The organism is Enterococcus sp. 125944 (assembly GCF_051909435.1).
Lineage (GTDB): Bacteria > Bacillota > Bacilli > Lactobacillales > Enterococcaceae > Enterococcus_D > Enterococcus_D gallinarum.
The window spans coordinates 15,166-31,933 of sequence record NZ_JBQASY010000008.1; the positions used below are offsets into that span (position 1 = coordinate 15,166).

Here is a 16,768-nt window from a genome sequence, read left to right on the forward strand (position 1 = left end):
TGCTTCTTTTTTTGTATGGACAAACTGCTTCTATCACTGATCATCGATGTTGTCTAACTGATGTCGCCGAATGCAAGCATTACCTTTGTCAGATTAAAAAATACTCGTTACACTTAATATAGAACGACGAAAGAAAGGATGATCTCAATGAAAAAAATGTACGAAACAGCAATGATCAATCGTGGAGGCCGTGATGGCGAGGTTGAGGCACCAAACGGAAGTATGCACATGAAGATCGACCGCCCAGGAATCCATAGTGAAGGGACAAATCCGGAACAACTTTTTGCGGCTGGATACGCATCTTGCTTCAACGGCGCGGTTCAACACATGCTGGAAGAAAATAATCTTGAGTCTGATTCTGAAGTCAAAGCACGGGTATCTTTATTTCAATTAGAAGATGGGGGCTACCAAATCGGGGTTGTTTTAGAAGTTTCTTTGCCAGGACTTGAGAAGGACCAAGCAGAGAAAATCGCAGAAGAAGCCCACGCATTTTGCCCATACTCTAAAGCAACAAGAGGCAATATTGATGTGGAAGTGACTATAGTAGAATAAGGGATTCTTAATGTTACTATAAATGAGATTATGAAAGATCCTATAAAGAAACGCTAGTAAAAGAAAAATGTAGTTACGGTAATTAATAGCGGTATATGTACGATTGATCGAATAGACCAAGGAGGCAAAAAAATGACACAGCGGGTAGCAATAATGATCTTAGTGTTGCTGGTCATTGGCCTCCTTGTTTACTATGTCCTAAAGTTTAAGCATTGGAAGCAGCAACGGATACATCAGGATATTGAAAAAAAGTTAAAACGGTATCCTATTGTTCAAGCAGCTTGGGAAAAGGCTGAAGCAAAACAATATAACATTCCTGGATTAACAGAAACAAGAATGGTGGTGCCGGAAACCGGCGAAAATGAGGTTTGTCAATGGATGACGCCGCAAGGGTTGGCTTTTTCTCAAGATTTTGTGTTTATTTCTGCCTACTGCTATGACCATCAGCATCATTCTATTATTCATGTACTGGATAGAGAAACAGGACAGCCGATCAAACTGCTGATTTTACCTAAACGGCCACATGTAGGGGGCTTAGTATATGATACAAAACGGGAACTTTTATGGTTGACAATCACAGGATCTGCTACTGGACGAGTAGCCGCTTTACGTTTGATCGATATCTTAGCAGATACATCTGAAGCGACGGGACAGCCAATCACTTATTGGCTGACAACTGATCTCTTAGAGATTCCACAAGCATCGTATTTGACTCAAAACAATGATCAACTGGTATCTGGCAACTTCACATTAAAAGGTGAAGGACAGTTGACTTTCTATCTATTGCCGACGATAGCTGAAATGAAAACAGCAATTCGCCGCAAAGACAAAATCCAACCAACCGTGACAATGAGCAGAAAAACATCTGATAAGATTCAAGGTGTGGCTTTTTATGGCCATTATCTCTTAGCCAGTCGTTCTTATGGTCCTTATACCTCGGAACTCTTAGTGTCCGAGCGGGACTCTCCTAGCCGGATCCTAAAACGAATCAAATTTCCACCGTATTTGGAACAAATCGTTGTTTTAGAAGATCGTCTAGCAGTATTGTTTGAAAGTGGCGCCGCAGCGTATCGCGAGAAAGCCAATCCTGTGTTAGCCAATGTTTTATTACTAGACTTAGCTACGTTGCTTCATGCAAATAAGCGTCCCAAAAAGATTGCTGCAACTAAAAAATAGTCGGACAACTCAAGATGATCACTGTTGTTCATAAAGAACGACAAGAAAAATCATCTAGCGATGTTCGACTATTTTATGAGTTTGAATCATTGAGCGTCTGTTGTATAGCAATGCGTATTAATCAATGATCGATCGTTGAATATCCAAAACAGTTCCTGTTTTCGCATCTGCTAAAAATTCGTAAGTGATCAGTTGTCCGTCTTCGGTCCGAGTAATACCGCCGGTATATCCTTGAGATGTCACTGCAAATTTACGAAGTGGTTGCTTCTCAAAATTGATCCAGGAACCTTCGATCGGACCTTCTTTTAAAAATGCTGCTTTGATTTGATCGAGGACGTCATCTGCATTCATCGATTGTTTTTTCTTCATCCATAATGTCGAGAAGATCCCGCCTGCAAAACCGACACCCACGCCGATGGCCAGGCCGTTTTTAAAATAATTGAATGGACGTTCATTGATCATAAATGTTGTGCCTCCTTGAAGACTTCTCCTATCCTGTTAAGGAATAAACGGAAATCCTTTTGTCTGTTTAGATTATTTTACCATAGTTTAGAATTTTTCTATAAGAAAAGAACCAGAATGAGTAATTTGCGTTATAATAAATATAGATTTGCAAGAGGAGGGAAGGCTTGTTTCGATTCAAGCCGAAAAAAGTATGGAAGAAAAAACGTTTCAACGAATCAAAGAATTAACAGAATTGCAAGGAACTAGTGGATTTGAACAGGATGTTCGGGCTTATATGCGGGAAGCGATGACTCCATTAGTGGACGAAATCCAACAAGATGGACTTGGCGGGATCTTCGGATTACGTCATCATTCAGATGCAGATGCACCACGCGTGATGCTAGCTGCTCATATGGACGAAGTTGGATTCATGTTGACACAAATCACCGAACGCGGGTTATTTAAAGTGACACCTCTTGGCGGTTGGAATCCTTATGTCGTTTCAGCACAACGCTTCACTTTGAAAACTGCGAAAGGCAACTATCCATGTATTTCTTCATCAGTGCCCCCACATTTACTACGTGGAACAGCTGGACAAAAAGCAGTAGAAGTAACGGACATTCTGTTCGATGCTGGTTTTGATTCTAAAGAAGAAGCGGAAAGTTTTGGCGTACGACCAGGTGACACCATCGTACCTCAAGTAGAAACAATCAAGACAGCGAATGGCAAAAACATTATTTCAAAAGCTTGGGATAATCGTTATGGCTGTACGGTTGTATTAGAAGCATTGGAAGCATTGAAAGAAGAACAACTGGGTCACACATTGATTGCTGGTGCCAACGTGCAAGAAGAAGTTGGCTTACGTGGTTCAAAACCTTCTGTCACGAAATTCCAACCAGATCTATTCTTCGCTGTTGACTGTTCACCAGCTGATGATACAGTGACGAAGAATGGGACTTTTGGGCATTTAGGTGAAGGTACACTGATGCGTATCTATGATCCAGGAATGATCATGTTGCCTCGGATGAAAGAATTCTTGCTGGACACAGCAGAAACAAACAATATCCCTTACCAATACTTTGTGTCTAAAGGCGGTACGGATGCTGGTGCAGCTCATATGGCCAATGAAGGAATTCCAAGTTCTGTGATTGGTGTACCAGGACGTTATATCCATACCCATCAAACACTATTCAGCATCGCTGACTTTGATGCTGCGAGAGAAATGGTGATCCAAGTCTTGAAAGGTTTGGATAAATCAACAGTTGCTACAATTGTAGAAGGAAAATAAAAATTAAGAGCTGTGATACGACTCAACGCTAGATCAGACCTATTTGGTTCAATTTTTGATCTGTTATTGTAACTGTTTACGATAATCAGGAAATGGGACAACTAGGGTGCTGTTTTCAGTGACTAGCATGGGCGTGTTCACAGCTCTTTTGCTTGTGAGTTGGTTCCCTGTTTTAAAAGGTGTATAATTTGATTAGAGAAAAGAAAGTGGTGAGCGTGTGATTGTTCCAAAAAATTTAGAAGAATTGGCAACATATGTCGAAAAAGGAAAGAATGTCTTCTTTTTTACAGCAGACTGGTGTGGGGATTGCCGTTATATTAAACCGCAATTGCCTGAGATCGAAGCAGATTTCCCTGAATTTCAATTTGTTGAAGTTGATCGTGATGCTTATATGGATGTGGCTGTTGAATGGAATATCTTTGGAATTCCAAGTCTTGTAGTGATCGAAGACGGCAAAGAACTTGGTCGTTTAGTCAACAAAGATCGAAAAACAAAAGCAGAAATCGAATCTTTCTTATCAAGTCTAAATTAAACTTTCGAGGTGAAAAACATGAGTGGGCAAAGATATCAAAATATTTTAGTAGGTGTCGATGGCTCCGACCAAGCCAATGAAGCGTTCAAAAAAGCAGTTGAAGTGGCACGACGCAATCAGGGGAAAGTCTATGTAGCGAATATCATCGATCAGCAGATCCCCACGATGATGGGATATGCTCCTTTAGATACAACGATCATTGAGCAGGAAAAGGATACTGCCCAAGAATTAATCGAATCCTGTAAACAATATGGTAAATCCGTTAATTTTGATTTGATCGAAGGGATCATTGCTTACGGCTCTGCGAAAGAAGCAATGGCCAAACAGTTACCAGAAAAATATGGGATTGATTTGATCATGGTAGGCCAATCCGGACTGAATGCAGTTGAGCGGTTTATCACCGGGAGTGTAGCGAGTTATATTATTCGCGAAGCGAAATGTGATGTGTTGGTTGTCTCTCCTAGCGAAGAATAAGCAAAAGACAAAGCTGTGACAGAAGATACAGAGACAGGAAAAAAGAGCAAGCGAGTGCTTTTTCATTCACTAGCTGCCTGTTGGTCTGATTTCTGTCGCAGTTTTTTTATGGATTGGGAAGTGCAGCGATTGTAAACTGAGAAAATTCCCATGACGAACAGACAAAAATTTGTTAAGATTATGGGCGGAATAAGTAAGAGGAGGAAGACAAGTGATTTTTTCATACAACAAAGAATATGTGGGCGATACTTTGATCGTGATCACAGCAGATGATAAAGGGCTGGAACAAACGGCTGAACGAAAAGGAAATGTCGCTCAAATCAAAAATGAAGAAGGTACGATCGTAGGTTGGAACTTCTTTCACATTTCTGATACAGTTGCCATTGAAGCAAACGGGCAAGTTGTTTTGACGAAACAACAAGTGGAAACTTTGAACCGATTGATCACAGAAGCTGGCTTTACGGAGCAATTGGCAATTGATTTAGAGCCGAAAATCGTTGTGGGTTATGTCAAAACATGTGAACCACATCCAGATAGTGATCATTTATCTGTAACGGAAACAGAAGTCGGAGAAGGCGAGGTCCTGCAAATCGTTTGTGGTGCTGCCAATATTCGCAAAGGCTTGAAAGTCGTTGTTGCTAAACCAGGGGCAATGATGCCGGATGGGTTATTGATCTGGCCAGGAACGCTTCGTGGCGTCGATAGCTACGGCATGATCTGTTCTGCTCGTGAACTGCACTTAGCAAATGCACCATTGAAAAAAGGAATTCTTGAATTACCACAAGATGCCGTTGTTGGTGAAGCTTTTCCAGTTGGAAAATAATAAAAAAGATCTGCCACGTCCTGTTTGTGTGGCAGATCTTTTTTTGACTTGAATTTAGTTGCTGCTGTCAGTCGATTGTTCATTGATCGAAGTATCTACAGATAGAACGACTTTGGCTGTTTTTTCTTCTTTGCCGCGGTAGAACGTCACTGTGATCGTATCACCGACTTTGTGCTTGTACAGTGCAGATTGTAGATCTGTGGTTGTGCTGATGTCGGTATCATCGATTTTCGTGATGACATCGTATTGTTTCAATCCTGCTTGTTCAGCTGGTGTCGCGTTATTTACTGAGTATACGACTACTCCGTCAGTGACAGAAGATGGTACTTTCAAGATTTGTTCTTGTTGTTGCGAAGTGATTGAGCTTAAGTTGATTGTTCGAATACCCAATGCTGGACGAACAACTTTGCCGTCTTTTTCTAATTGGTTGATAATATCGACAACGTCGTTACTTGGGATCGCGAAGCCCATTCCTTCTACGCTGACACTTGATGTTGATTCAGAAGTGCTAGCGATCTTGCTAGAGTTGATTCCGATCACTTGTCCTTCAACGTTGATCAGTGGACCACCAGAGTTTCCTGGGTTGATCGCTGCATCTGTTTGAATCGCATTGATGCTGACTGCTTCACCAGATTCATTTTGATTCGTTACTTGACGATTCAGAGAAGAAACAATCCCTTGCGTTACAGAATTTGCAAAGCTAGATCCTAATGGAGAACCAATCGCAATTGCTGGTTCGCCAACTTTTAGTGAATCAGAATCGCCAAAAGAAGCAACCGTGTCTACTTTATCAGAAGAGATGCGTAAAACAGCAAGGTCAGTGTAAGCGTCTGTTCCGACTAATTCAGCTTTGACTTTTGTGCCATCAGAGAGAACGACTTCCAAACCATCTTGTCCTTCTACTACGTGGTTATTCGTAACGATATACGCTTTGTCACCATCTACTTTATAAATCACGCCACTTCCTTCAGAAGAAGCTTCTAGTGAACTGTCATCGCCTGAATTCTCAGTCCCTGATCCTTGACCACCTTGCTGACCAGAGCCAAATAACCCTTCGAGGCCATTCGCATTATTTTGTTGCAAGTTGATGATCGAAACGACTGCTCCTTGCACTTTTTCGACTGCTTTTGTTACATCGCTGTTGACATCATATTTAACATTGGAGACTTTCGTTTGTCCATTGTTATCTTGAACACCGCTGGTTGCAGTCGTTCCAGGTGAAGTCAAAGAAGAGCCCATCGCCAGATAAAGTCCGCCGAAGGTCAACAAACCACCAACTACTCCGCCAAGAATGCCAATACCTAATTTTTTTAATAAACCGGAAGAAGGTTTTCTTCCTGGTGTCACATTTTTTCGTACCATTTGTTATTCCCCCTATTGAATTGTTTGTATGTATTTATTATATTCTTTCTTTCTGACAATAGTCTACTAAGAGATTTTGAAAAAAATATGAAGAAGATAGGGAGGATTTAGACCAAAACAATGAAATTTCTTTTTTTAGACTACCAATCATTTTTTTAGTAAGAAAAGAGTCACTTGAAACGATTCGTGGTACCAATGGTACTATAGAAGAAAAAATTGGTACGCGACATATATTCTGAAAAGAAATTCCATTATAATGATAGCGGAAGGTGAGTGGTTATGAATATTAAAATCGTCACAGTAGGCAAATTAAAAGAGAAATATCTGATTCAAGGAATCAATGAATACGTGAAACGATTAGGCGCTTATTGCAAAATCCAATTCGTGGAAGTTCCTGATGAAAAAGCTCCAGAAAGCATGAGTGAAGCTGAAATGCTTCAAGTGAAAGAAAAAGAAGGTAAGAAAATCTTGGCAAAGATCAAAGACCAGGAATACGTCTTTGCATTAGCGATTGAAGGCAAAAATCCCACCAGTGAAGCTTTTGCCCAGCAGATCGAGCAATTAGGAATCCAAGGCAAAAGCCAACTAGTCTTCGTAATCGGCGGCTCCTTAGGTCTCAGCCAAGAAGTGATGCAGCGCAGCGACACCCAAATCTCTTTCGGCAAAATGACCTATCCCCATCAGTTAATGAAACTGATTCTAGTCGAACAAATCTATCGTGCTTTTCGCATCAATACAGGCGCTCCGTACCATAAATGATGATATTTATAATATGTTGTAAGGAGAGTTATATAGATGAGTAACAATGAAATAACCCAAAATAAAATAGAAGAAAGATCTTTAGAACGAGTAAAAGAAGTGATTAGACAAAATGATTATCAATGTTATTTTGGTCTTAGTGTACCTGATATTGAAGAATTTAAAGAATTATTAAAAATAATAGAACCTAATCCAAGTTCCAATAAATTTCCTGATTTTATCTGTAGGAAAGGATTTTTAGAACATTTTGCTGTTACATCTTCTAGTGAAGGTAAAAAAGGGGCTATTCATAAGATAGAAAAGTCAAAATTTGAAAGTAAAAGTAGAAAAATAAGAAAGAATTTATCATCGAAAACACAAAAAGTTAAGAATGAATTTCTATATCCAGAACATTCTTATAAAGATTTAATTAATTCTTTTAAAAAAAATTTTGTCAATCATATTAAAAGTTTAGAAAAATATGACCCAGAAGAAAATATTGGAATTTTTTTGATTGATTATGCCGATGATGGTGCGTTATCAATGGCAGAATTGAGTTTAGAAGGTGTAAATGGATTGTATGCTGGAGATTTAGGAAGACAAGAGATATTAGATAGCTACCGATTATCTAGGGATAAGGAACTTCTTGATTGGTTATACAAATTTAAAGATAAAATTCAATACGTAATTTTTCTAACAAATACCAATGTAGAAATAATAAAAATTGATAACATTCCTAATGTTCAGACGCTATTACCATATAAGTATGCAATCAGCTCTAATTTTGGTGCTAAATTGACAGAATATTGGAGTCGAATTTAAAGATAAAATAATACCATCTATAAAAATAGATGCAATTAGTGAGCTTTTATATAGAGTATTTAATAAAGCTAAATACAAGAATAATTCTATTAATTGACTATAGTCTAATAGGAAATTTTTGTGTAAAAAAGAGTGGATTTCTCCACTCTATAAAAGACTAATTTTTTTAGGTGTTATATGATTTTAGCGATCTTTTTAATGAGTTTTATAAAAAGGTTTAGTAGTTTCATAACTGGAATAATAAATAACGATCCAGAGAACAAACAGTAATTAGGACACGAAAAATTTTAATACTAATCTGCTTATTATGATTAATAATTAAACTATATCAATTGTATTTTCTAAATCAGCAAATAAAACTGAGAATACATTAAAGTTATTCATATACTAATTTAAGTCATCGGTATTCTGTTAGTTTCTGCGTGGGCTCTATCTTCCTTGAAGTATGTGTGTGGTCAAAAAAGTTTTTTACATGTTCTTAATGATTAGCTAGATTTATCACATCAATTGGTGTTACACGATTTAATTGTTTAATCACTTCTGAAGTAATCTTTCGTGGTTGGAATGTAAAATAATGAATAACTAATATTGATTGTGATACTGGTTCATCATAATAAGCAAGGGAGATGTATTGATGCCCCATTTAAATTTTTCATAGAGTGATTAAGTAAAATAATTTATAATTTCTGATACAATTTCTGTTAGTTCATATTTTATATCACCTAGTTCATTCACATATTTTTCTCTATCTCGAATTTGCTCGAAAGACATTTTAGGCCAACAATGTTCTAATACTTTTCTTCCAATTTTATCGTCGTATGTTTTAGCTTCATGTTTTACATCATTGAAATCAGAAATCACGATTTCATTATTAAATAAACTAGGGTGAAGGTAATTTTCAATTTCTCGTTTTTTTGTAGTGAAAGCCAATATGTTTGAGTTGTTTAAATCTGACACAGTTTTCACATTTTTAGTACATTCATTTTCGTTTTTTCTGTCTGAATCAAGAAATACAGCATATTTTAAGCCTATCTGTTCAATTAATTTACGTGTTACCCAATCTTTTAAATTATTGCAACCACCAACAGGCATTATTACAATTCCGAGCTCCTCAAAGTTTTTTTCAATAAGACCATGTTTTTTTAAAACGGTAGTTAAATGTTCAAAAAAAACTATATCTGCTTTACCTTCCACTAACAATACACCTTTTGCATTTTTAGGAATTGATTCAGAAAGTACTCCTAATGTTTTAGCTACTTTTTTGTAGATATCTTCATTTTCCTGTTCAATAACACTAATATTTTGATCATTTTTTGTGATTAATCTTAGACTTTTTAATGGTAATAGTTCTCCTAAAGCCGGTGTGTGTGTAGTAATCAAAATCTGACAATTTTCTTTTTTTGATAATTCAATAAATGATTCAAGTAACATTCTTTGATGTGTAGGATGCTGTGAGGTTTCGGGTTCTTCAAAAGCATAAATGATATTATTTTTTCGATCATTTTCTGTTAATTTTCTTTCTGCTTCAGCTCGAAAAAAATTTAAAAGAATTAATCTTCTAACACCACTTCCGCGCTTATTAATGGAAATGCCCATATCAGAGCGGATGGTTAACTTGAAAAGAGAATCGAATTTAGGTTCTGATTTAAATTCAGGTATTAAAGAATCAGATAAAGTTGGATCCATTTCTTTTAATTTTTCTAAAGTTATTTTTGCGGATTCAATTGCCTTTTCCTGTACTTCTTTTTTTATTATATTTATTTCTTTCTCTAAGCCCATTAAAGCTTTAGAAATAGCAATTTTCATCGGATCAGTTATTTCGTTATCACTATCACTACTTTTCCGGTCTGATTGAAATAATGCAAAAGTTGGTAAGTAGGTTTCAAGTGCTTCATAAATTTTTTTCGAGTCTTCTTTATTAGCAATTAGTTCGGTTTCTTCCAATTCTAAATTCGTACAGGATTGCCAAATAGCTTTTCGCATAGACGCATTGTTTCGTGCATCATATTTTTCTTCGCTAATATTTAATGCTTGTACTTTTTTGCGTAAATCAGTTTGTTTTAATAGCAAAAGATTATCATATCCAGATTTAGTTGGATGATTACAAACTATATATATTTCTTCTTTAGGTTTAGCATTTTTACAATTAAAAATTTTTTTTATATGCAACAAACCATCTTTATTTAACAAATATTCTTTTTTTAAAGTGGTTTCAGACCCTGAGTCAATGGTTAATTTAGTCGGATAATGAGAAAACAAGCAAGAGATTTCAATATTATCTTTCTTTTCATCGCATTCAATTGACAAATCTTCTTTTTCACAAGCAATCTTTTTATTGTTGAAAAAAATTTCCATAGCTTCTAATAATGTTGATTTTCCTGCGTCATTTTTTCCAATTAAAGCAGTTAGCTCATCTACGTTAAGTTTAGTTTCCTTCGAATATCCTCTAAAATTTTTTACAATTAACTGTACTAGTTTCATTTTTATCCTCCACATTAGTTTTATGTATTTATTATGTCATTTATTGTGAATTTGTAAACTATCGTTGTGATTATTTTTTCTTAAATTATTTTATATATAGAAAATAGAGAAATAAACCAAATTTTGTCTATATATTATATCCATGAAGTCCAATCTTCTTTATAGAAGATTGGGCTATTTTTTATGGCAAAGGAGGGAAAAGAAATGTTTCAAAATAAAGGACAACGTTATGTCACAAAGGGAGTAATGGACAGTTTGCCAGTGGAATTACAAGCTTTATGTTGGAACCTAATCGATCAAAAGGTTCAAAAGCAACTTCCTTTAGACTATCTTCAAATCTTTGAATTTTCTATAGAAAAAGGAAATCAAAAGTTGGTTCATCGTCAAGAAGAACCGGAAGAAAGAAAAGAGTATCTGATTTCACCTAAGCTTCGTTTGAACTCAGTGTCTCAAAAAATATGGGTTATTGATTCGGGTGAGTATCAAACGATGTTATTACCAGAAGAATACTAGTATCTAAAAGAAAGGAGCGAAATAACTTGTTAGAAAAGGCTATCGAAGTACTGGAGAAGTGTGCACAGCTAGTCACTACTCCTGAAGAGTGGGGCTATGAATCTGTTACGATGGAAAAAGAGGAAATTGAAATGGGTATGCTTCCTGAAGCTATCCATCTACCACGTTTAGTGATGACACATCTTTATATTTATTGCGCACCAGAAGATGGGAAAGACTATGTGGTTTATTTCATTACAGATATTACCAGCCAGCGAGAATTTGTTCGTGGGTTACTGGTAGAAGGACGATTGGTTTGGAGTCAGATTGGAGGAACGAATGAATAAGATCGATTATTTGAGAATGATTGCGAAATGTTTAGAAGATATCCTTACAGCGATTCATCAAATTCTGAAGAAAAAAGGAGAAAGAATATGAAATATTTTCAACTAGTATTGACACTTATAACGGCAATGGTAATTGAAGTGCTTGAACAAAAATTAGCATAGGAGAAAAAGAGATGATTGAAAAAGAATTAGTGACCACACAAACAGAAGTTTGGCGAGATCCTCATCATACCCATCGCTATGTTTTCAAACGACAATGGGCGATCAAAGGAAAAGAAGAGAAAGAAAAATTAGCGGTAGTCATTACCATTCGTCCAACAGATACAGAACCATTTACGAATGATTTGAGTATGTTATTAATCGAAAAGAATATCCGACAATTAGGATTTACTGGTTTTATTGCTGTGAATCTTTTTTCGTACACAAAAGCGAAAAGTCCTCGGGTATTTCTTCGAGGAAATGATGAACAATCTTTGGAAATATTAACGACTGTTTTTACAGAAAAGAAAATCAATACCATTATTTTTGCTTGTGGTTCGATTACAGCGACGAGTCAAGTGGCTTATGAACAAGCGAAGACCATTTACGATCAATTGAGTGCGAAACAAAAAAAGATGACCAAAGTATTGATAAATGCAGAAGGCAAGTTATCCCATCCATTAAGTATTCATGTTCGTAATGAATGGCAATTGGCAGATCATTCTTTGTTATTTCAATAAACGAAAATAAGTATTCAATGTATATGTTTCTTTTTCTGTTATTTTACTTGTTCTTTTACAGACTAAACAACTTGTAAAACCTCTTGTTATATGCATTATCAATGAAGGAATCAATATGATATTTTTAAAATGTCAGAGGAAATGGAGGTGAGCAAGTGAAAGTAGATGGGGAATGTTTGACGAGTTCGTATAAAAGTATCTATGAATTTTTTGAGGAAAAAGGACTAGACACGGATTTACTTTATCAGTTTTATATTGCTTTTCGTGGGCAACAGTTATCGTTCCCAATGAAAATGTATGACCGAGAATTAGTCGCTCAAAAAATTGAAACAATGGTACAAGAAAACCATTCCATTGATTCTAGGAAATTAACGGATCGGTATGGTTTTTCAACGAGATGGATTCAAAGTATTATCAGACAACAACAAAAGGAGCAACATGTACATGGCTAATGAAGAAACAGTAGGTTTGAGAATCATAGAAGAAGCATTCAAATTACCAATGGTCAAAGTTGATCGTCGAGCATTTTTGATTCAAACATTTCAAGGAAAAGTTTCTGATATTGAAGGACTCATAGAAAAGGGACCACAAGCATTTTTATCCAAAGAAATGCTAGATCGTGAAGCACAAAAATGTATTCAATCGATTACCTTGAAATCAAGTGCGGTATCGTTAGCAACTGGACTCCCAGGAGGTATCGCTATGGCAGCAACTATTCCAGCGGATCTCCTTCAGTTCTTTGGTTATTCATTACGATTAGCACAGGAAATTTCGTACATTTATGGATTTAAGGATTTAATGGGAGAGAATGGAGAGCTCAGTGAAGAAGCAAAGAATACGCTGATATTGTATTTGGGAATTATGCTTGGAGTAACTTCTGCAGGTTCTGCCGTACGAGCGATGTCTGGAAAGTTATCTACACAAGCATTGAAAAAGATTCCTCAAAAAGCATTGACACAAACGTTGTATTATCCAGTAATCAAACGAGTACTAGGTATTTTTGGTACAAAGTTAACTAAAAATACCTTCGCGAAAGGTATTTCTAAAGCAGTACCAGTTGTGGGAGGCGTTGTTTCAGGAGGCATCAATTACTTGTCTATGAAACCAATGGCAACAAAGCTTCAAACAGAGTTAGGAAAAAATGTAGCGTATACAGAAGAAAGTCTCCAACAAGATTTAGATATTTTAGAAGGTGAATTTGAAGAAGTATCTTCTGATATCGCGTCTTCTGATACAGTTCTTTCTCAATTAGAAAGACTTTCTCATTTGTTGGAAACGAATATGATTACAGAAGAAGAGTTTCAACAATTGAAGCAAGAGCTGTTAAAGAAATAAGGGTAATCGGAAAATAGTGTGGAAAGAGGGTTAAAAAGTACCCTCTTCCATAGCCTTAGTCAATGTGGAAAATTCGGCACCATAAATTTCTTCATACACCCATTCATAACCAGTTTGTGACCAATTTGGGAATTGATCAGGTAACATTTTTCCGAAAGTAACTTCAACTTCTTTGAATTTCTTTTTCTTTTTAACTTTACGATAGCCTTGAGTAAACAAAATCTTTGCTCTAAGGGCTTCAAAAGAGTAACCACGACCAACATGGTTCATTGTCTTGATTAAACGATTCAGGGATTCCGTATAAGCGTTTGTAATGGGAGTGTTGAAATAGTTGAATATTTCTTCTTCCCAATTATTCATAGCCTTAATCAAATCCTCAAAGTAAGTCATTAATTCTTTAGGTACATTTGAAAGCCAATTTTGATAGAGTTTATAGGCATCGTTGATTGATTCGACTTCATAGATGTCAAAGAATTGCTCTTTGAGTTCATAAGCCTGTCCAAGCAATGGAAAGTTTTGAGTCCATACTTGTAGCTTTATCTGGTCATCAAAGTCTATTAAGTCTTTACTCCTTGTAAGAAGCACGTAACGATCTCTCATAAGTTGTTTACGTTCTTTGGCTGTAACATTTTGACGGTTAGCTTTTCGGATTTTCTCTAAGGCTTCATTGGCTAATTTAACAACATGAAACTTGTCAATTACGATTTTGGCATGTGGTATCACTGTATTAACAGCACTTTTATAAGGATTCCACATATCCATTGCTACAAGTTCAATTTTATCAATATCTTGTAGTTTTGATAGGTAACTGATAACCGTATCTTTATTACGTTTTCGTAAAATATCAATTACCGACTTGTTTTTAACATCTGTAATGACGCAACGATAGTTTTTAAGTAAATGGACTTCATCAATACCAAGCCATTTAGGAGTTCTAAGGTCTGTTTGAGATTCAAGTTCGGCAACATAGTCATTGAAGATATTTCGTACCGTCTTTTCATCAACGCCTATCTCTTCTGCAACGCTTGTGAATGTCTTTTCAAGACTGACTTCTTGAATAAAATTATTTAGTCTTTTTGTAACTGAGCGAGCATCATCCAAATCTGGAAGTTTTTCAAAAAAAGTTTCATTACAATCTCTACACTTATACCTTTGACGCTTCACGTAAATTCCCACACGTTTTGCATGCATAGGCAAGTCGAAAAATAGTTGTCGTTTTTTACCGTGTTTATAGAGGTTTGCAATAGTACCGCATTTTTGACAACGGGTAGGAGGTGGAGACTTAGGCTCTACCAAAAAACGATAATCGTTCTCACTTTCTTGCATATCAAGAATTTTAAAATTTGAAAGGTTAAGCATATTGGTTAACATTGTTACTCCTTATTATAATTTCTCTTTTTGAAATTACCTTTAAATCGATACCATTCTGTACACAACTTTCAACACATTATCAACAAACAAATGATTGAGTATATTCACTACTTGACTACTATCTGCTTTTACTTTGAATGAATCATTCTGCTACTTCCTTCTAAGTCCATCTTGTTTTTCAAACACAAACAAGGTAGGATTCACGCCCTTCAAACTCAAAGGATAAGATTCCAGACAAAAAAGGCCTAATCGTTTTGCTTCCCAAAACAATTGATTGACACTCTCAGACAAAATAACGGCTCTCCCATTTGGCTTCAAGACTCTACATACTTCAATCATAATATGGTGATTGAACAATTCTAAGTCCTCGTCAGGGGAAATTTGTCTTCCAAATGGAAGATTAGTAACAATTTTATCGACACAGCCAGTAGAAAAAGGCAATTTCCGTGCATCCCAAACATTAACTTGCACCTTCGAATCATCGAGATTACTTTTGGCTATCTTTGTGACTGCTTCAGATATATCTCCACCAATTATCTGATTTGCAGGGTATGTGGCTCGTTCAGACAAAATTGTGCCTGAACCACAACAAAAGTCTACGAAAACATCTTTCGATTCAGGATCTGACAACCACACCATCGCATGAGCCACAGAAGGAAGTAATGATGCACGAGAGAACCGTCGTGTCTGATTTCGAAAACGAAACGTCGCATCTGTAAGCCGAAGTGAAAAAATCACATTATGATGTTCAATGTCGAGTCTGAATTCTATCTGATGATTTTGAGACGTTCCAATGTTCCAATCAGGGTAACGCTTATTAATACCCTCCATTGCTTTTTTTGCTAATTCAAAGCGACTATAGGTTTGTTTTCCTTTACGGCTTGCATTTACCCAAAATAAATCTTTATGATCCAATAAATTCTAAATCCAACTGGGATATTCGCTCGCTTACCTGAGATAAGTGCTTTTTATGTGGACCGATTTGAAATTGATCAATAACTTGAAACAAGTTATCTGCTGACCTTAAAGAACTTAAGCATGTAAAAGACTCAGCTGTGGTAAAGAAAACCTTCCCTCTATTTATTTGAATTATTTCAGAATCACTCACCTTGTTGTTAATTTCATTTGATAAAACGTATTCTAATCCAGACAATACGCTCGCAAAATAAAGAGTCATACTTACGCCTCCACTTTTTTGAACGCCGTTTTAAGAACACAAAAAAGCCGTGAATGAACCACCTTAAGATTCATCACGACCTTTTATAAACCTTATTTATAAACTGCTTTTACACGTGAGTGCAGACAGTATATTTAACGGCATTATGATGATTAAGTTCATTGACTACTGATACTTGAAATGCACACGACAAATTAACCCCATCTATCAAGGGGTTTTTTCAAGTATCATTGTTATTCAATTTGTGATTATCATTTAATATTACTATTATCTTAAAACATCGGATTTTAAAAATCAATAATTTACAGTATTTATTTTTCTTCTCGATAACGCAAGCTATTTGTATAATTTATAGCATGAACTGCTGTAAGTTTACCCTAGGATTATACCAACCTTTTAAAAGGAAATAGAATTTACTGATACAATTATTTTAAATTACCCACTTATTTTAAGCATGTGGAGAATTGTTTAAATAGCGTTTAGTTATTTGTCATAAGGTTGTAAAAAATAATTTTCCACACAATTATCCGATTTACGGTTGTATAAACAACAATTAACTATAAATTTTTTCCACACGATAATCCGAATACCCAGAAATAATTATTTAGAAAAAGCAACCACTTATACGTAAGTAG

General features: G+C 35.9%; 19 protein-coding genes. 13 read left to right on the forward strand and 6 right to left on the reverse strand.

Going from position 1 to position 16,768, the window contains the following annotated elements:
• The first annotated feature begins 147 nt into the window (after nt 1–147).
• Together ACTFWY_RS08560 and ACTFWY_RS08565 are read left to right on the forward strand one after the other, a co-directional pair.
• The gene (locus ACTFWY_RS08560) at nt 148–552 is read left to right on the forward strand and encodes an organic hydroperoxide resistance protein (protein ID WP_002292291.1); all 405 of its coding nucleotides are present in this window, start codon (nt 148–150) and stop codon (nt 550–552) included.
• 132 nt (nt 553–684) lie between these two features.
• Complete coding sequence (locus ACTFWY_RS08565) at nt 685–1,728, forward strand: hypothetical protein (RefSeq protein ID WP_208773875.1); 1,044 nt, start codon at nt 685–687, stop codon at nt 1,726–1,728.
• Between the two features lie 117 nt (nt 1,729–1,845).
• On the opposite strand, the gene ACTFWY_RS08570 is transcribed toward ACTFWY_RS08565, so the two are convergent.
• Nucleotides 1,846–2,190: a PepSY domain-containing protein gene (locus ACTFWY_RS08570; RefSeq protein WP_003125823.1), complete on the reverse strand. Its 345-nt coding sequence runs from the start codon at nt 2,188–2,190 to the stop codon at nt 1,846–1,848.
• A 193-nt stretch (nt 2,191–2,383) separates the two neighbouring features.
• On the opposite strand from ACTFWY_RS08570, the gene pepA reads away from it, so the two are divergent.
• From pepA to ytpR, 4 genes are all read left to right on the forward strand, one after another.
• Nucleotides 2,384–3,460, forward strand: coding sequence for a glutamyl aminopeptidase (gene pepA / locus ACTFWY_RS08575; protein ID WP_003125824.1), 1,077 nt, complete (start codon nt 2,384–2,386; stop codon nt 3,458–3,460).
• A 217-nt stretch (nt 3,461–3,677) separates the two neighbouring features.
• Entirely contained in the window at nt 3,678–3,992 is a 315-nt protein-coding gene (locus tag ACTFWY_RS08580; protein WP_003125825.1) for a thioredoxin family protein, read from the forward strand.
• An 18-nt stretch (nt 3,993–4,010) separates the two neighbouring features.
• A complete protein-coding gene (locus ACTFWY_RS08585; RefSeq protein WP_005470736.1) occupies nt 4,011–4,466 on the forward strand; it encodes a universal stress protein in 456 nt (151 codons plus the stop codon).
• 211 nt (nt 4,467–4,677) lie between these two features.
• Nucleotides 4,678–5,289 carry a YtpR family tRNA-binding protein gene (gene ytpR / locus ACTFWY_RS08590; protein WP_439926844.1) on the forward strand — a complete coding sequence of 204 codons (612 nt, stop codon included), beginning with the start codon at nt 4,678–4,680 and terminating at the stop codon, nt 5,287–5,289.
• A 54-nt stretch (nt 5,290–5,343) separates the two neighbouring features.
• Here ytpR and ACTFWY_RS08595 read toward each other — a convergent pair whose 3' ends face one another.
• On the reverse strand, nt 5,344–6,651 hold the full coding sequence (locus ACTFWY_RS08595; RefSeq protein ID WP_060814535.1) for a S1C family serine protease: 1,308 nt from the start codon (nt 6,649–6,651) through the stop codon (nt 5,344–5,346).
• Between the two features lie 279 nt (nt 6,652–6,930).
• On the opposite strand from ACTFWY_RS08595, the gene rlmH reads away from it, so the two are divergent.
• On the forward strand, nt 6,931–7,410 hold the full coding sequence (gene rlmH, locus ACTFWY_RS08600; RefSeq protein ID WP_081131541.1) for a 23S rRNA (pseudouridine(1915)-N(3))-methyltransferase RlmH: 480 nt from the start codon (nt 6,931–6,933) through the stop codon (nt 7,408–7,410).
• A 36-nt stretch (nt 7,411–7,446) separates the two neighbouring features.
• A complete protein-coding gene (locus ACTFWY_RS08605) occupies nt 7,447–8,211 on the forward strand; it encodes a hypothetical protein (protein WP_129150264.1) in 765 nt (254 codons plus the stop codon).
• A gap of 663 nt (nt 8,212–8,874) precedes the next feature.
• Here ACTFWY_RS08605 and ACTFWY_RS08610 read toward each other — a convergent pair.
• On the reverse strand, nt 8,875–10,692 hold the full coding sequence (locus ACTFWY_RS08610; RefSeq protein WP_129150262.1) for an AAA family ATPase: 1,818 nt from the start codon (nt 10,690–10,692) through the stop codon (nt 8,875–8,877).
• 204 nt (nt 10,693–10,896) lie between these two features.
• Here ACTFWY_RS08610 and ACTFWY_RS08615 point away from each other — a divergent pair, with 204 nt between their 5' ends.
• From ACTFWY_RS08615 to ACTFWY_RS08635, 5 genes are all read left to right on the forward strand, one after another.
• On the forward strand, nt 10,897–11,205 hold the full coding sequence (locus ACTFWY_RS08615) for a DUF960 domain-containing protein (protein WP_126134422.1): 309 nt from the start codon (nt 10,897–10,899) through the stop codon (nt 11,203–11,205).
• A 26-nt stretch (nt 11,206–11,231) separates the two neighbouring features.
• Nucleotides 11,232–11,531 (forward strand): 4'-phosphopantetheinyl transferase, encoded by a 300-nt coding sequence (locus ACTFWY_RS08620; protein ID WP_126133828.1) that lies wholly within the window; start codon nt 11,232–11,234, stop codon nt 11,529–11,531.
• A 173-nt stretch (nt 11,532–11,704) separates the two neighbouring features.
• A complete protein-coding gene (locus ACTFWY_RS08625) occupies nt 11,705–12,250 on the forward strand; it encodes a DUF1643 domain-containing protein (RefSeq protein WP_194180726.1) in 546 nt (181 codons plus the stop codon).
• 155 nt (nt 12,251–12,405) lie between these two features.
• Complete coding sequence (locus ACTFWY_RS08630; RefSeq protein ID WP_002324318.1) at nt 12,406–12,702, forward strand: hypothetical protein; 297 nt, start codon at nt 12,406–12,408, stop codon at nt 12,700–12,702.
• On the forward strand, nt 12,695–13,585 hold the full coding sequence (locus tag ACTFWY_RS08635; protein ID WP_002324319.1) for an EcsC family protein: 891 nt from the start codon (nt 12,695–12,697) through the stop codon (nt 13,583–13,585). Before ACTFWY_RS08630 ends, ACTFWY_RS08635 begins: the two co-directional genes overlap by 8 nt.
• Before the next feature lie 30 nt (nt 13,586–13,615).
• Here ACTFWY_RS08635 and ACTFWY_RS08640 read toward each other — a convergent pair whose 3' ends face one another.
• The 3 genes from ACTFWY_RS08640 to ACTFWY_RS08650 form a co-directional block, all read right to left on the reverse strand.
• Nucleotides 13,616–14,956, reverse strand: coding sequence for an ISL3 family transposase (locus ACTFWY_RS08640; RefSeq protein WP_010721601.1), 1,341 nt, complete (start codon nt 14,954–14,956; stop codon nt 13,616–13,618).
• Nucleotides 14,957–15,106: 150 nt separating this feature from the next.
• Nucleotides 15,107–15,871: a TRM11 family SAM-dependent methyltransferase gene (locus ACTFWY_RS08645; RefSeq protein ID WP_439926843.1), complete on the reverse strand. Its 765-nt coding sequence runs from the start codon at nt 15,869–15,871 to the stop codon at nt 15,107–15,109.
• Nucleotides 15,861–16,133, reverse strand: coding sequence for a THUMP domain-containing protein (locus tag ACTFWY_RS08650; RefSeq protein ID WP_439926842.1), 273 nt, complete (start codon nt 16,131–16,133; stop codon nt 15,861–15,863). Before ACTFWY_RS08650 ends, ACTFWY_RS08645 begins: the two co-directional genes overlap by 11 nt.
• Between the last annotated feature and the right edge of the window lie 635 nt (nt 16,134–16,768).

What these genes read in the sequence shown, in the direction of transcription:
- ACTFWY_RS08625 (WP_194180726.1), top strand. Translation starts at nt 11,705, where the DNA reads ATGATTGAAAAAGAATTAGTGACCACACAAACAGAAGTTTGGCGAGAT.
- ACTFWY_RS08605 (WP_129150264.1), top strand. Translation starts at nt 7,447, where the DNA reads ATGAGTAACAATGAAATAACCCAAAATAAAATAGAAGAAAGATCTTTA.
- ACTFWY_RS08610 (WP_129150262.1), bottom strand. Translation starts at nt 10,692, where the DNA reads ATGAAACTAGTACAGTTAATTGTAAAAAATTTTAGAGGATATTCGAAG.
- ACTFWY_RS08640 (WP_010721601.1), bottom strand. Translation starts at nt 14,956, where the DNA reads ATGTTAACCAATATGCTTAACCTTTCAAATTTTAAAATTCTTGATATG.
- ACTFWY_RS08615 (WP_126134422.1), top strand. Translation starts at nt 10,897, where the DNA reads ATGTTTCAAAATAAAGGACAACGTTATGTCACAAAGGGAGTAATGGAC.
- pepA (WP_003125824.1), top strand. Translation starts at nt 2,384, where the DNA reads ATGGAAGAAAAAACGTTTCAACGAATCAAAGAATTAACAGAATTGCAA.
- ACTFWY_RS08570 (WP_003125823.1), bottom strand. Translation starts at nt 2,190, where the DNA reads ATGATCAATGAACGTCCATTCAATTATTTTAAAAACGGCCTGGCCATC.
- ACTFWY_RS08565 (WP_208773875.1), top strand. Translation starts at nt 685, where the DNA reads ATGACACAGCGGGTAGCAATAATGATCTTAGTGTTGCTGGTCATTGGC.
- ACTFWY_RS08635 (WP_002324319.1), top strand. Translation starts at nt 12,695, where the DNA reads ATGGCTAATGAAGAAACAGTAGGTTTGAGAATCATAGAAGAAGCATTC.
- ACTFWY_RS08585 (WP_005470736.1), top strand. Translation starts at nt 4,011, where the DNA reads ATGAGTGGGCAAAGATATCAAAATATTTTAGTAGGTGTCGATGGCTCC.
- rlmH (WP_081131541.1), top strand. Translation starts at nt 6,931, where the DNA reads ATGAATATTAAAATCGTCACAGTAGGCAAATTAAAAGAGAAATATCTG.
- ACTFWY_RS08560 (WP_002292291.1), top strand. Translation starts at nt 148, where the DNA reads ATGAAAAAAATGTACGAAACAGCAATGATCAATCGTGGAGGCCGTGAT.
- ACTFWY_RS08595 (WP_060814535.1), bottom strand. Translation starts at nt 6,651, where the DNA reads ATGGTACGAAAAAATGTGACACCAGGAAGAAAACCTTCTTCCGGTTTA.
- ACTFWY_RS08650 (WP_439926842.1), bottom strand. Translation starts at nt 16,133, where the DNA reads ATGACTCTTTATTTTGCGAGCGTATTGTCTGGATTAGAATACGTTTTA.